General features: G+C 61.9%; 10 protein-coding genes. 2 read left to right on the forward strand and 8 right to left on the reverse strand.

What is annotated here, in order from left to right:
* Positions 1-329 precede the first annotated feature (329 nt).
* Together ASD99_RS21280 and ASD99_RS21285 are read right to left on the reverse strand one after the other, a co-directional pair.
* The gene (locus ASD99_RS21280) at positions 330-1,010 is read right to left on the reverse strand and encodes a redoxin domain-containing protein (protein ID WP_056585138.1); all 681 of its coding nucleotides are present in this window, start codon (positions 1,008-1,010) and stop codon (positions 330-332) included.
* An 18-nt stretch (positions 1,011-1,028) separates the two neighbouring features.
* Positions 1,029-4,328 carry an ATP-binding protein gene (locus ASD99_RS21285; protein WP_057144778.1) on the reverse strand — a complete coding sequence of 1,100 codons (3,300 nt, stop codon included), beginning with the start codon at positions 4,326-4,328 and terminating at the stop codon, positions 1,029-1,031.
* Positions 4,329-4,670: 342 nt separating this feature from the next.
* Here ASD99_RS21285 and ASD99_RS21290 point away from each other — a divergent pair, with 342 nt between their 5' ends.
* On the forward strand, positions 4,671-6,443 hold the full coding sequence (locus tag ASD99_RS21290; protein WP_057144779.1) for an adenylate/guanylate cyclase domain-containing protein: 1,773 nt from the start codon (positions 4,671-4,673) through the stop codon (positions 6,441-6,443).
* A gap of 16 nt (positions 6,444-6,459) precedes the next feature.
* Here the strand turns inward: ASD99_RS21290 and ASD99_RS21295 are convergent, their stop codons facing one another.
* The 3 genes from ASD99_RS21295 to ASD99_RS21305 all read right to left on the reverse strand — a co-directional run bounded on the left by ASD99_RS21295 (position 6,460) and on the right by ASD99_RS21305 (position 9,256).
* Positions 6,460-7,839, reverse strand: coding sequence for a hypothetical protein (locus ASD99_RS21295; RefSeq protein ID WP_057144780.1), 1,380 nt, complete (start codon positions 7,837-7,839; stop codon positions 6,460-6,462).
* The gene (locus ASD99_RS21300) at positions 7,839-8,357 is read right to left on the reverse strand and encodes a GNAT family N-acetyltransferase (RefSeq protein WP_057144781.1); all 519 of its coding nucleotides are present in this window, start codon (positions 8,355-8,357) and stop codon (positions 7,839-7,841) included. Before ASD99_RS21300 ends, ASD99_RS21295 begins: the two co-directional genes overlap by 1 nt.
* 74 nt (positions 8,358-8,431) lie before the next feature.
* Positions 8,432-9,256, reverse strand: coding sequence for a hypothetical protein (locus ASD99_RS21305; RefSeq protein ID WP_057144782.1), 825 nt, complete (start codon positions 9,254-9,256; stop codon positions 8,432-8,434).
* Positions 9,257-9,460: 204 nt separating this feature from the next.
* On the opposite strand from ASD99_RS21305, the gene ASD99_RS21310 reads away from it, so the two are divergent.
* Positions 9,461-10,876, forward strand: a complete 1,416-nt coding sequence (locus tag ASD99_RS21310) for an adenylate/guanylate cyclase domain-containing protein (RefSeq protein ID WP_057144783.1) — start codon at positions 9,461-9,463, stop codon at positions 10,874-10,876.
* Positions 10,877-10,914: 38 nt separating this feature from the next.
* On the opposite strand, the gene ASD99_RS21315 is transcribed toward ASD99_RS21310, so the two are convergent.
* The 3 genes from ASD99_RS21315 to ASD99_RS21325 form a co-directional block, all read right to left on the reverse strand.
* Complete coding sequence (locus ASD99_RS21315; protein ID WP_056585123.1) at positions 10,915-11,394, reverse strand: class I SAM-dependent methyltransferase; 480 nt, start codon at positions 11,392-11,394, stop codon at positions 10,915-10,917.
* 146 nt (positions 11,395-11,540) lie between these two features.
* Positions 11,541-12,722 carry an ABC transporter permease gene (locus tag ASD99_RS21320; protein ID WP_057144784.1) on the reverse strand — a complete coding sequence of 394 codons (1,182 nt, stop codon included), beginning with the start codon at positions 12,720-12,722 and terminating at the stop codon, positions 11,541-11,543.
* Entirely contained in the window at positions 12,719-13,717 is a 999-nt protein-coding gene (locus tag ASD99_RS21325; RefSeq protein ID WP_056585121.1) for an ABC transporter permease, read from the reverse strand. Before ASD99_RS21325 ends, ASD99_RS21320 begins: the two co-directional genes overlap by 4 nt.
* Between the last annotated feature and the right edge of the window lie 2 nt (positions 13,718-13,719).

Genomic DNA, 13,719 nt, shown 5'->3' on the forward strand with positions numbered 1-13,719 from the left:
CTTTGGAATGGGAACCCCGTCGCAAGACCCCGAGCAACAGATCATTTCGGAGTGAATGAACCAACATGGTATCCAGGACCACCCCCAACCCCTCCACATGAGACCCTTCAGCTCGGTTCTATTCCGCGCCAGGCGTGAGCGAGCTGCTTGCCGGCCGAGGCATCGTCGCGTTTGATGCGCCTCTTCGAGGTGTAGAGGGCGATGCGACTGTCTATCGTATTATGCAGGGATAGACGGGACTGCGTTCCGCAAACTATCAGCCGTTGCCTCGGCCCCCTTCCGGTCAAAAAACATAGCTGCATCGCCGGAACATACTCCTGCAGGGGTCTCTATTGGGCGACTTGGGACACGGCTGACATCAGCTCCTGCGGGCTTGGCGCCCCAAACATGTATCGCCCACCCTCTGGAACCTCCGTGAAGCTCCAGCGGACGATCCCCTGCCGGTCCAGTAGGAACTGACCTATCAGTTGTCCGTGTCCCGTTGCCATCATCTGCTCGTCGGCTTCGGTCACTTCATAATTGTCCTTCTTGTCGAGGAATTCGCTGGCCGCAAAAGGATCCATTGGACCGGGCAACTCGCCTGGTACGTCGACCCGCATATCCTTTGCCGCTGCGATCGAGACCTTGTACGGCCAGTTCGTCTCGTTTTGGGTGAATTCGAGATTGGGCAGTCCAAAGGCACGATGTGAAGCGCGTTCAGGGTCGGAGGCCGCAAGCAGATTCGGCATCGGGTGGTAGCGGAAATACAGACGCGCCCGTTCGATCGGCGTGTTGACCACCGTCAGGCTCTGCACGCCCTTTTCACGCAGCTCCGGATCAAGCCGCGCCTGGGCGGCGATATGGCGCCGGCAAAACGCACAATGCAGACCTCGAAACAGGCCGACCAGCACCGGTTTTTGTCCGCGAAAGTCGTCAAGCGCGATCTTGCCTTCCTGGGTTATGGCGTCGAGTATCAGGTTGGGCGCACGGTCGCCCGGTTGAAGTGGCACCAAGTCAATACGCGCGGACATTTCCAACCTCCAACCCGGCTAGTCGAGAAAAGGCAGCACCACAAGCGCTTCCGGGTCGAGCCCGTGCTGGGCGCATATATCCTGCGCCAAGGAAAAGTAGCGTTCGGCCTCGGCCAGATTGTCGAGGTCGAGATTAAGCGTTGCAAGACCATCATAGCACGGAAACAGCAGTTGGGGTTCGCCCGTTTCGCGGGCTACGTCCAGTGCTTCGTGGAACAACCCAACCGCCAGTTCCGGACGGCCGTTGCACTGGTGGATCTGCCCAAGCACGATCAACGGCACCGGCAGGTGCTCGCGCTGGTCGAGCGCCCGGTCGATCTCGATGGCCTTCTCGGCAGCAGGCACGCCCTCCGTTGGACAGCGATCCGTGAAAGTGCAACAAGCGACCGCCAGATTGGCGAGGAGGCGCGCCTGGAAACCCAAATCACCAATACGGCGCGCTACTTCAAGACCGCGCCGACAGACCTCCATCGCCTGTGCCGGATCGATGGTCGTGTAAAGCACGCCGAGATTGGTGTAGCCGCGGCAGGCCGCGCCCAGTAGACCGGCGGCTTCGGCCAATTCAATGCTATGCTCAACCTGACGCACGGCTTCACGGTTTCGCCCAAGGCGAGCCAGCGCGACAGCCTTGGTATTGAGTGCCTCGGCGGTCACAAGAGTGGCATCACGCCCTACTTCGGAGACATGCTCCGTTGTCAGAGTGCGTACGCAATCCAGCGCCGCGTCTGCCCATTTTGCCGCGAGAGCGTGATCTCCGCTACGGAACGCCTGTCGGCCACGTTCTTGCCAGAGATGCGCCTGCTCGATCGGGGCATCCGCTCCATCGAGGAGCGCTGCCGCCTCAGCATAGCGGGGTTCTGCCTTGTCCCGCTTGCCGACGTCCCAGAGCAGCCGACCGATCTTACGCAAAACTCGCGCCGACGCGACGCGATTGGCCGACTCGCGGTATACCTGCAACACCGTCTCGTAGTGGTGGTGCGCGATCTCGCGGCGGCCTGCCGGGCCGCTCAAATCGGCTATGCGCTCTGCAATTGCCAGTTTGAGCGGTGTTTGCCCGGTCGCGTCCAACGCAGTCAGTGCTCGCTCGTAGAAACGAAGGGCGTCGTCATTGGCGTATATCATGCGAGCGCGATCTCCTGCCGCCTGCAGGTAATGCGCGCCCTTCTCCCGCTCGGCGCTCTGTGCGAAATGATGACCGAGCACGGTCAAATCCTCGAGCCGTTCCGGCTTGTCGCCGCACAGTTGCTCCAAGGCAGCACCGATCCGCCCGTGGATTTCGGTCCGGCGTTGCAGGAGCAGATTCTGGTAGATCACGTCCTGCAGCAATGTTTGCGTAAAGCGGTAGCTTTGCGACGAGACCGATCCTGATCCGGCAACTTCCTCGATGATTTCCGCATCGCAAAGTAGTTCGCAGCCGGCTTCTAGCCGGGCGGGGTCGGCTGTCACGGTTTTCAGAAGTGTGGCATCGAAGCGCGGGCCGATTACCGCGGCTTCCTGGGCCAACCGGCGCACCTCTTGTGGCAGCCGGTCGACGCGAGCAAGCAACATTGCCTGGATAGTGGCGGGAATGCCGGTTGCGACTTCGCCTGTCGCAGTCCGCCATCGCTGGCCCTCGCGCATCAGTACACCGCGATCGATAAGGCCGCGAACGATCTCCTCTACAAAAAGGGGGTTGCCGCCCGCGCGCTCGAGGATCTGACCGAGAAGCCCTCCTGCGGAGTTTACCCAGCTCTCGCCGAAAAGCGCCGCCAGCAGGCTGCGTCCGTCATCACTGTTGAGCGGCGAAAGCCTCAGCGCTGTGTGACTGACCCGACTTGAGTCGAGCTGGCCGTTGTCCGGCGCCGGGCGATGCGTGACCAGCAACATCAACCGCGTGCGTTCCAACCTGTCCATCACGAAACGCAGTGCCTCGAGCGACACGGCGTCGGCCCAGTGCAGGTCTTCGACGACAATCAATAGCGGCGACAGCGCAAGCCGCCGTTCGATGATTGTGCGGACTGCGTAGAGAATATGCCGCCGCAGCTGCTCGGGCTCTATATGCTGCAAGGTGGCATCGGGGTCGCCAAGGCCAAGCACATGGTAGAGCAAAGGCATCAGCCGCTTCGCCTCGTCGCCCTGCAGGCCGAGATCGGCAAGCAAGCCTGCGAGCTTCCCCCGCATTTCGTCCCCATTGTCGTTTTGCATCATCCCGGCAGCGCTGCGCACCACTGCACCCAAGGCGCCGAATGATTGTTCGCCCAGCGGTGAGCACGTGGCCTGCCGCACGGCGACGTTGCGAAAACGATCCTCGTCGCCGACGCGGGCGACGAACTCCTTCACCAGCCGCGATTTCCCGATACCGGCTTCTCCGACGAGGCGGACAAGTTGGGCCGAGCCGCCGCACGCCTGGTCAAGGCTCGCCAGCATTCTATTGAGCTCCGCACCACGACCTATCATTGGGGCACTGAGGCCGAGCGCCTCGAGCCCACGCGCTGCGCGCGGCGCCGCTAGCGGTGCGTCCAGTCGATGGACGAGCACACTGCCAGCCTTGCCGCGAAGCACGACATCACCCATCGACTCGTAAGAGAAGGCATGCCGGGTCAGCCTGTGAGTGAGCTCGCCTACCAGCACCTCACCCGGTGCGGCCAGCGATTGCAGGCGTTGCGCCGTATTCACGGTGTCGCCGGTCACCGAATAGGATTTGGCGGTGCCGATGCCCAATCCGCCAGTAACGACCGGACCAGTGTTTATGCCGATGTGGAGTAACAGAGGCGAGCCGGAGTGGGAGGTGCTTTTGCCGAGCCGCGCCGTCCGGGCGATCATGTCGAGAGCGGCGCGAAGCGCACGTTCCGGATCGTCCTCATGCGCAACCGGCGCTCCGAACAAAGCGAGCAGTGCATCGCCGATGAATTTGTCGACGAAACCACCGAAGTTTCGCACGGCCGCCGTCAATTCCTTGAACAGTTCGTTCTGCAGCGTTTGCATGACCTCGGGGTCGAGCTGCTCGCTGAGCGTCGTGAAGCCACAAAGGTCGGCGAACAGGACCGTTACCGTCCGGCGATCGGCGTCAGAGACGGGATGCAGCCCTTCTTCGCTTTCGATGTTCGCAAGCAGCGACGGAGTTCGAGAAGGCGGCACAATGGTTCGGCTTGGTGTCGGATCAGGCCGTTCGACGGCTTTTGCGGGCGCACCGACGCTTGCCCCACATTTCGGACAGAACTCGAAATCAGGTGCGCAGAGGTAGCCGCAGCTGGCGCATGGCACAGGCTGGCGCCTGCCACACTTCGGACAGAAGGCATAACCGCCCTCAATCTCGAAACCGCAGCCCGAGCAGTCCATGGACACCTCACCCGAGCATGATCCCGAAAAGTGTGAAGCGGTTTTCGGACGACATCATGCTCTATCTCTTTGACCTAGAGACGGATTCAGATTTCAGGTCGATTCGACCTGAAATCATCCGGCTCTTGGGGCCATGACGCGTGATCTCGCCACGCTCTTCACGGCCAGGGTATTCACAAGGATGAACCGATAGCCGTCAACCGGCAAGCGGCAGCGCAAATGGGCATCCGTGGGTCCGGTGGCGGAGCGCTGCCGATTCGGGCTGCTGCGTGGCCGTCGTTTGCGAAAGTTCTCTCGTACCCCTCCGTCTTCCTGCTATCATGGAGATGAGGAGACGGACCCTTGAGCGAGAATCGCAGGCTAGTCGCAATCCTGGCTGCAGATGTAGTTGGATACAGCCGGCTCGCCAGCGCGGACGAAGATCGTACTTTGGCGAGGTTGCGCGCGCTGCGCAGCGACCTGATCGATCCGACCATCGCCGTGCACCACGGGCGGGTGATCAAGCGCACCGGGGATGGGGCGCTGGTTGAGTTCCGCAGTGTGGTGGATGCCGTGCGCTGCGCCGTTGAGATTCAGAACGTTATGGTCGAGCGCAATGCCGGCGTGCCGCAGGACCGTCGCATCGAGTTCAGGATCGGCATCCATCTGGGGGATGTGGTCGAAGAGAGCGACGGCGACCTGATGGGCGACGGCGTCAACATCGCCTCGCGACTGGAGGGCGTCGCGGCGCCCGGCGCCATCTGCCTGTCCGAGGACGCCTATCGCCAGGTCAAAGCGCGGCTCGACCTCTCGGTCAGCGATCTCGGTAGCACGCAGCTCAAGAACATAGCCGAGCCGATCCGGGTCTATTCGCTGCAAGTCGGCAGCGCCGAGACCAAGGCGGCCGCGACCTCGCAAACCGCGACGAGCCGGCCGGCGACGGCAGCGCCGCCGAAGCTGTCGATCGCCGTCCTGCCGTTCGCCAACATGAGCGGTGATGCCGAACAGGACTACTTCGCTGACGGCATCTCTGAAGACATCATCACGGCGCTGTCCAAACTGTCGCAGCTCTTCGTCATCGCACGCAATTCCTCGTTCACCTTCAAGGGCCAGAACGTCCATGTGCAGGAGGTGGGCACGAAGCTCGGTGTGCGGCATGTACTCGAGGGCAGCGTACGCAAGTCGGGGAACAGGGTGCGCATCACCGCGCAGCTCATCGATGCAATTTCGGGCGGCCATCTTTGGGCGGAGCGGTTCGATCGTGACCTGACCGATATATTCGCCGTGCAGGACGACGTGACGCAGCAGATCGTCGGTGCGCTAGCGCTCAACCTGACTGAGGATGCCCCTCAGCGGCGGGCGCCCGAGCACCCGCGCGACTCGGAGGCGTATGACTGTTTCCTGCGGGGCCGGGAGCTGTGGCACCGGCTGACGAAGGACACGAACGTCGCCGCCCGCGAACTCTTGCAACGTGCCACCGAACTGGACCCGAAGTTTGCCTCTGCCTACGCTTTCCTCGCTCTCACTCACGGAATCGACTACCTGAACAGGTGGGTTGCGTCGCCGCCGGAATCGATGGCGCAAGCGGAAGAAGCCGCGACACGAGCGGTAACGCTGGATGACAGCGATCCCTGGGCGCACTGGGCGCTGGCGATAGCCAAGCTGTACACACGACGGCACGATGAGGCCATCGACGAGGTCGAGCGCGCACTGGTCCTCAATCCGAACTTCGCCGAAGCGCACGTCTGCCTCGGCGAGGCGATGTACTATTCGGGCAGATCCGAGGAAGCCCTCGATAGTTTCGCCCGGGGAAAGACCTTGAACCCATACTTTCCGGATGTGCTTCTGCACTTCCAGGCTTTGGCGTCGTTTCAACTGGAAAGGTACGAAGAGGCCGTTGACCTCTTGCTGCAACGGCTGGCTCGCAATGCCGCCACCGACGTCTCGCGAGCGCTTCTGGCCGCCAGCTACGGCCATCTGGGCCGTTTGGAGGAAGCCCGCGCGGCATGGCAGGAGGTGCTTCGCGTCAATCCCGACTATTCGCTGGAATACCGTCGCAAAGTCTTGCCTTACAAGAACCCTGCCGATTTCGAACTCATGGTCGACGGGCTCCGCAAGGCCGGTGTGGTGCAATGACCGGGTAGCGGCCGGATCAGAGGCCGGAGGCCCGGCCTATCTTGCGCCATCGGGCGTTTTCGCGAACCAGTTTCAGGTCGTCGGTCGCCTCGGCAAATGTCCGCAAACGGTATTGCCGGAGCAGGTCCGGGAACAGCGCCCCTTCCGGCAGGCCGGCAAGCTGGTCGCGAACCGACATCTTTTGATCGATGACCCGCATGCCCCAGGCATTTTCCCGAACCTGCAGCTCCGCAGCCAGATCGCGCTCTTCCGGCGCGTCTTCATCCAGCGCAGCCAGCAGGATCGAGTGGAAGAGCGCTACATAGCCAATCTGCCTCAGGCCGCCCACAATCCGCACGCGCGGCAATATGGCAAGGACGAGGACCATCAGGAACAGGTTCGGCAACAGCACGCCGTCCAGCAGCGCCTGCTTGAGATGCGGCCGCTCGAACGGGATGGAAAGACCATGCGGCCGGTCAGGCTCGATCAGCTGCCCGTTCTCGAGGACGAGCTTGCGCACACGTTCCTCGCGGATGCCCCAGAAATAGGCCGTGGCGTTGGGCAGGAACCTGCCAAATGGGCCCGACGCAGCCTCTTGCAAGGCATGTTCGAGACGCCGGCGCCTTGCGGGCTCAAGGAGCAGCCTGGAAAGAAGGCTGCTGTCATGTTCCAGATGCCGCGCCACTGCAGAAGCGGCGAGCCGATCGTCTATGAAGATCGGCAGGGCCATGCCGGAACGATCCCAATCGGCGACCAGGTCTTCGTTGAGTTCTGTCAGCGCATCGGCGGCGGTTCCAAACACCTTGTCCTGGCTGGCGAGCAGTGTGTCCAGCCAGCGGCTGGCGTCCGTTTCGTCGCCCACGGCTTCGAGCGCGCGCCTGTTGAGGGTGACGGGACCGGCCGCGCAGACGCTTTTGCGGCACAGTTTGTGGCGCCCCATGCCAAACAGGTTGACCTTGTCGTCGCCGACATCGAGCCATCCCGGTCCCTCCTGGCCCACGGTCTCCATGGTCATCGTCGTTCCCATGAAGCCGAAGAAGGCCGACAGCCCGTTTTCGACCGCGCCGAGCCAGGCAAGCAGCAGGGCATCGAAGGTAATCCGGTCCATCAGCAGCAGGCAGTGCAGGCCGGACTGGATCACCGGTCTGTGCTCGAATTCGTCGAGCGCCTTGCCGATCTCTTCGGGCTGCATGATCGCAGCAAGGCGCTGATGCAGAACGTCGCGCAGGATCGAGCGGGCGGCGATCGCCGCGCCCGATGCAGGCCTTGCCACCGGCCGCCACAGATGGCGGGCGTATTCGGAAACCGGCGCATTCCAGTTCTGCTCGATGTCATGCACCACTTCCGGGCAGAGCAGCGACAGCACGGCCAGAATTTCCGCCGGAGGCGCAGGGGCTGGGGCAAGGATGGCGGTCATCAGAACCGCAGCCGCGCCATGCTCAGGAGGTCGTGGTACTGCCCGTCGGTAAAGCCGGCCTTCACATGCCGGCCTTCGACCTCGAAGCCGTGGCTGGTGTAGAGGCGGATGGCCGGTTCGTTGTCGGCATAGACGGTCAATTCGACCCGCTTCAGGGCGCGCCAGTTGTCGGCCACATCAAGCAGCGCGGCGAGTATCGCAGAGCCGATGCCCTTGCCGACAAAGCCATCGTCAAGGCCGATGTTGATCTCGCCTATATGCGAACGGCGCGGCGAACCCTGCACGACCAGGCTGCCATGGCCGACCACCTTGCCGTCCATCTCGGCAACGATCCAGGTGGTTTCCGGACCGGACTTGGCGATGCGCCGCTCCACCTGCTCCACCATCTCGAACGGCATCCTGAGCGTGCCCCAGCGAAAGCCGGGCATGTTGAAGATGGCGCAAAGCGCCTCCGCATCGCTTGGCCGGACGGCCCGGAGCTGCGGCTGGATTATTTCGTAGGAGGTCGTGCTGGTCATGGCGGCTCTGGCGGATGCAATCGGTCCGGCACGATGCACCGGACATCACCTGAAAATCCAGCCGTCTCTATACCCTATGATGCCGATTGCGCGCTGAAATACCGGGAAGCGGCGGTAAGTTTGACGCCGCCACTGACGCCGATCCAGCCGAAAAGGGCGAGCCAGCACAATGTCTTGGTCGCCGTCCAGTCGATCCGGTGCACCGCAGCGTCGGTGATGATAAGGCCAAGAATGGCGAGCAGGCCAACCAGAAACTGCGCCAGGCCGAGCACCAGCAGCTCCTCGCGCGGTGCGCTTTTCCAGACGAGATATGCGCCGCCAGCGCCGGCGAGGAAGATGGCGCTGTAGACTTGGGCGTGAAAGGGATCGACCGGCCATGGCCAGGTGCTGCTGACCATCAGGGGAAACAGCAACATGCCGACGCCATAGAGCCCAAGGATCGCCGTTTCCACCAACATGTAGCCGCGCCATGCGGGGTTCAGGGTCACGCCTTTGGCTGACGGACGGGCCCTTGCCCTCCACAGGAACAGCCCGGATATCGCGGCCGAGGCAAGATAGACCAGGAACCACAGCCAGGTCGCTTTGCGCTCGAAGTTGAAATAGCCGAGATTGATGAACGAAGCCGCCGACACGATGACGGTGAAGATGAAGGCCATGACGAGCACCAGCCTGCCGGGCGACCAGCGATTCCAGAACAAGAGCGCCGCCATTACCGCCATTTCGGCGGTGTAGAAGCCGCCGAGGAAGCGGGCACTGAATGGCGTGACGGGCCAGGGCCAGCGCGGCTTGACCAGTGCCGGCGCGAAAAACAGGCCGGCACCTACGATCAGGACGATGATGACCCCTAAGGAGAAAATGCGCAGGGCCGCCGGAAATGGCGGGTTGTCGGATGTCGGCATGGAGACCCCCCAAAAAATGCATGCCCAATGTACCATCATAGTGCCGCTTGCGGCCGGTGAAAATCGGCGGACGGAAATTGAACTGTCACCAGGCTTGTCTATTCGAATGGCCGTACGGCCAGTTTCGGCGTAAAATGGCGGACTCGGACCAAGGAGCGGTCCGGTCAACCCGCCTCGGGTGGCGCATTTTCCGGAGCCTGCACGATGAACGAAGCTCAGGATCTGTTCTCGCTTCTGCGGCAATCGACCGACGTCGATCCGCGGGCAATCGACGCGATCCGGCAAACCATCGCGGAAGGCAAGGACCGCGAACTTTGCCGCATCAACGCGCTGGCCTTCGCCACCAAGCATGGGCTCGACGAGGAACGCGCCATCAGCGCCTTTCTCCATGCGGCGCGGGTGGGCATCTTCGACATTTCCTGGAATGTTCTGTGCCCCGGCTGTGGCGGCGTGCTCGACACCAACGCCACGCTGAAAACGATGCAGAGGGACGAATACACCTGCGCGCTGTGCTCCCAGGACTATTCGCCGACCCTCGACGAGATGGTCGAGGTGACATTCACCGTCAGTCCCCGCGTGCGCAGGATTGCCGCCCACAGTCCACATGAACTGCCGTTGGCGGAATATTACCGGCAGATCTACTGGGGGTCCGGCGCCGATCTTCCGGAAGACGATCTGGCCAAACAGATGGAATCGTTCTCGCTGGAGGATCTCGAGCTTGCGCCCGGTGAAAAGGCGGTTCTGCACATACAGCTCCCGTCCCAATTCGTCATCGTCTTCGAGCCGGTCACCCATTCGGCGCAGTTCATCGACGTGAAGGGGGAGCCGGTGACAGAGCGACGAAGCCTCTCACTGGTCTTCGACCGCGACCATGTCCAGAACCAGACGCTGGAGATGCAACCCGGCCCGTTGCGCATTTCGCTGGAAAACAGGACCGACACCCGCGTGCTTCCGGCGGTCTTCATCGCCGGCCATGCATTGCATGATTTCCTCGGCAAGCGCCGGCCCTTCGTGACCGCCAAGCGCCTGCTCACCAACCAGACGTTCCGCGATCTCTATCGCACGGATACGCTCGACATCAACCAACGACTGAAGATCACCAGCCTGACCTTCCTGTTCACCGACCTGCGCGGATCGACCGAGCTCTACGAGCGGGTGGGCGATCTTTCAGCCTTCGATCTCGTGCGCGAGCACTTCCAGGTTCTGCACGAGATCGTCGCGGCGGAGGCAGGCGCGGTTGTGAAGACGATCGGGGATGCGGTGATGGCCACCTTCGCGACGCCTGATCGTGCGATTGCCGCGGCCCTCAGGATGCGCGATGCCATGCGTGCGCTCAATGACAAAAGCGGGCGCGAGGATCTGCTGCTCAAGATCGGAGTTCATGCCGGCCCCTGCATTGCCGTGTCCATGAACGAGCGGCAGGACTATTTCGGCCAGACGGTCAACATTGCATCGCGGGTCCAGAACCTTGCCAACGCTCAGGCGATCTTCGCCACGCGTGCGGTGGTCGAAGACAATCTCACCGCCGATCTGTTGCACAGGAATGCGCTGACGCCTGTGCCTCATGAGGTCTCGCTGCGCGGCATCGAGCGGGAGATAGCGGTGTATACGATCCCCTGAGGGTTTTGGCCCCTGAAGGATTGGGTCGCCTTCGCCCCTCAAACGCGCCTGCAGATAAAATACCGATCGGCGGGCACAGAAGGCGGCGGCGGGAGGCGCTGCAACTGCGGGTGATCGAGCGGCGTGCCGCTGACCGCGATGCCGCCGACGCGAAGCAGGCGCGCGATCAGATCGGGAAGCCAGGTAGCGGTCACTGCATCGCGATCTTCATAGCCGGTGCCGATGTCGGCATGAACAAGAGCGGCGTCGATCCCAATGAACCTCTTCGCCGTCTCGCGTATTTCGCCGAGCACGAGGTTTTCAGCTTCGGGAATTGAGCTGGCGTGTGCGGCAAGTGCGCGGTCGAACGCCACGATCCGGCGTCCGGGCAGGCGCTCGCGCAGATGGTGGAACGTCCGGCCATTACCAAGGCCGAGCTCGACCACAGGCCCCTCCATCTTCGCCACCTCGGCGCAGACAAGATCGAGAATGTCGCGCTGTGCGGTCATCCTGCGGATGAAACTGTCGAGGCGGCTCATATGCGATTATTCGTCCTGAACCCAGTCGGCGATGCCCCGACCCCGATCGAAAGTCTTGCCGCGTATAGAGGCGAACAATGAACACTGCGATAATCGAACCGGCAGCCGATGAGCACGGCGGCACGGCGCGCGGCGGAACAGCGATCTCACTTGTAGGGGTCTGCGGCGTCCCGCAAGCCGTCGCCGAGGAAGTTGAACGCCATGATGACGAGAATGACAGGGAGCATCGGCAAAAGCAGCCATGGATAGAATGCGATCACGTTGACGCTACGCGCCTCGGTGAGCAGGATGCCCCAGCTGGTTATCGGCGCCCTCAGCCCGAGCCCGAGGAAGCTCAGCGCCGTCTCGCCCAGGATCATGCCGGGAATGGAGAGCGTCGCCGTCGCGATTAGATGCGACATGAAGCCGGGAATGAGGTGCCGCCCGATGATGCGGCTGCTCCCGGCGCCCATTAACTGCGCGGCCAGAACGTAATCCTCCTCGCGCAAGGCCAGAAGCTTCGAACGCACGGCCCGCGCCAGTCCGGTCCAGTCGAGCACTCCGAGGATGACGGTGATGCCGAAATAGATCAGAATCGGACTCCAGGTTATCGGCATGATCGCCGCCAGGGCCAGCCATAGCGGAATGCTGGGAATCGATTGCAGAACTTCGATTATTCGTTGAACGATCAGGTCGAAGATACCGCCGTGATAACCGGCCAGTCCGCCGATGACGATGCCGAGCAGGAAGCTGAAACTGATGCCGACGAGGCCGATTGTCAGTGAAATGCGTGCGCCATAGATCATGCGCGAGAGCACGTCGCGCCCCAGCCTGTCGGTGCCGGCCAGAAAGAGCTGGCCGTTTTCGGCAGGGCAGACAAAATGCCTGTCACCTTCGATCAGGCCCCAGAACCGGTAACTGTCGCCCTTGCAGAAGAAACGGAGCCGCTGAACATCGTCCTGGTTGTCGATGTAGTTCCGCTTGAGCGTGTCCATGTCCAGCGTCATCTGGCGGCCATAGACGAACGGCCCGACGAACTCGCCGTTGTGGAACAGGTGCACCTGCTGCGGCGGCGAATAGATGTAGTCCATGTTGCGCGTGTGCAGATTGTAGGGCGCCAGGAACTCGCAGATCAGTATCCCGGAATAAAGCACTACCAGGAATATGCCGGATACAAGGGCAAGCCGGTGCATGCGGAATTTCCACCACATCAGCCGCAACTGCGACGCCTGAAAGACCTTCGACTGCTCCACCGTCATCGCCTCGACCGACTGCAGGTCAAAGGGCGCGCTGGAAATGTAGTGTTCTAGTGGAGCACCCGGAGCGGGGAGCGGCGAATCCGTCTTCATTTGGTGCTGCCGCCCTGCAAACGAATTCGTGGATCAAGCACCGCCAGCGCCAGGTCGGAAATCAGGACACCGATGACTGTCAGGAAGGCGAGGAACATCAGGAACGACCCCGCCAGATACATGTCCTGGCTCTGCAACGCCGTGATCAGCATCGGCCCGGTCGTTTCCAAAGACAGCACGATCGCCGTGATTTCGGCGCCGGAGATGATGGCCGGCAGGATGGAGCCGATGTCGGAAATAAAGAAATTGAGCGCCATGCGCAGCGGATATTTGACCAGCGTCTTGAATGGATGAAGGCCTTTGGCGCGCGCGGTCACCACATATTGCTTGTGCAACTCATCGAGCAGATTGGCGCGCAGCCGCCGGATCATGCTTGCCGTGCCCCCGGTGCCGATGATCAAGACCGGGATCCAGAGATGGGCGAGGATCGACTTCGCCTTGGCCCAGCTCATCGGCTCACTGAGATATTGCGGGTCCATGAGATGGCCGATGGACGTGCCGAACCAGATGTTGGCGAAATACATGAGGATCAGCGCCAGCATGAAGTTCGGAATGGCAAGGCCCAGGAGGCCTAAGAAAGTCAGGCCGTAGTCGCCCCAACTGTATTGATGCGTCGCGGAGTACATGCCGATCGGAAAGGCGATGAGCCAGGTGAAGATGATCGTGACGAAGGAAACCAGCACGGTTAGCCACATTCGGTCCCCGACGACGTCGCGAACCGGCAGCTCATATTCGAAGGAATAGCCGAAATCGCCGTGCAGCATCCCGCCGACCCAGTAGAAGTAGCGAATGATCGGCGGCTTGTCGAAACCATATTCCTTGCGCATCATCTCGATGCGATCGGAATCCACCCCTTCGCCCTGAGCCCGAAGCTCGGCGACATAACTGTCGAAATAGTCGCCGGGGGGAAGTTCGATGATCGTGAACACCAGCGCTGATATGACCAGCAGCGTTGGAACCATCACGGTAATGCGCCAGACGATATATCGAAGCACGC

Origin of the sequence: Mesorhizobium sp. Root695 (assembly GCF_001428185.1) — a bacterium.
GTDB lineage: Bacteria > Pseudomonadota > Alphaproteobacteria > Rhizobiales > Rhizobiaceae > Mesorhizobium.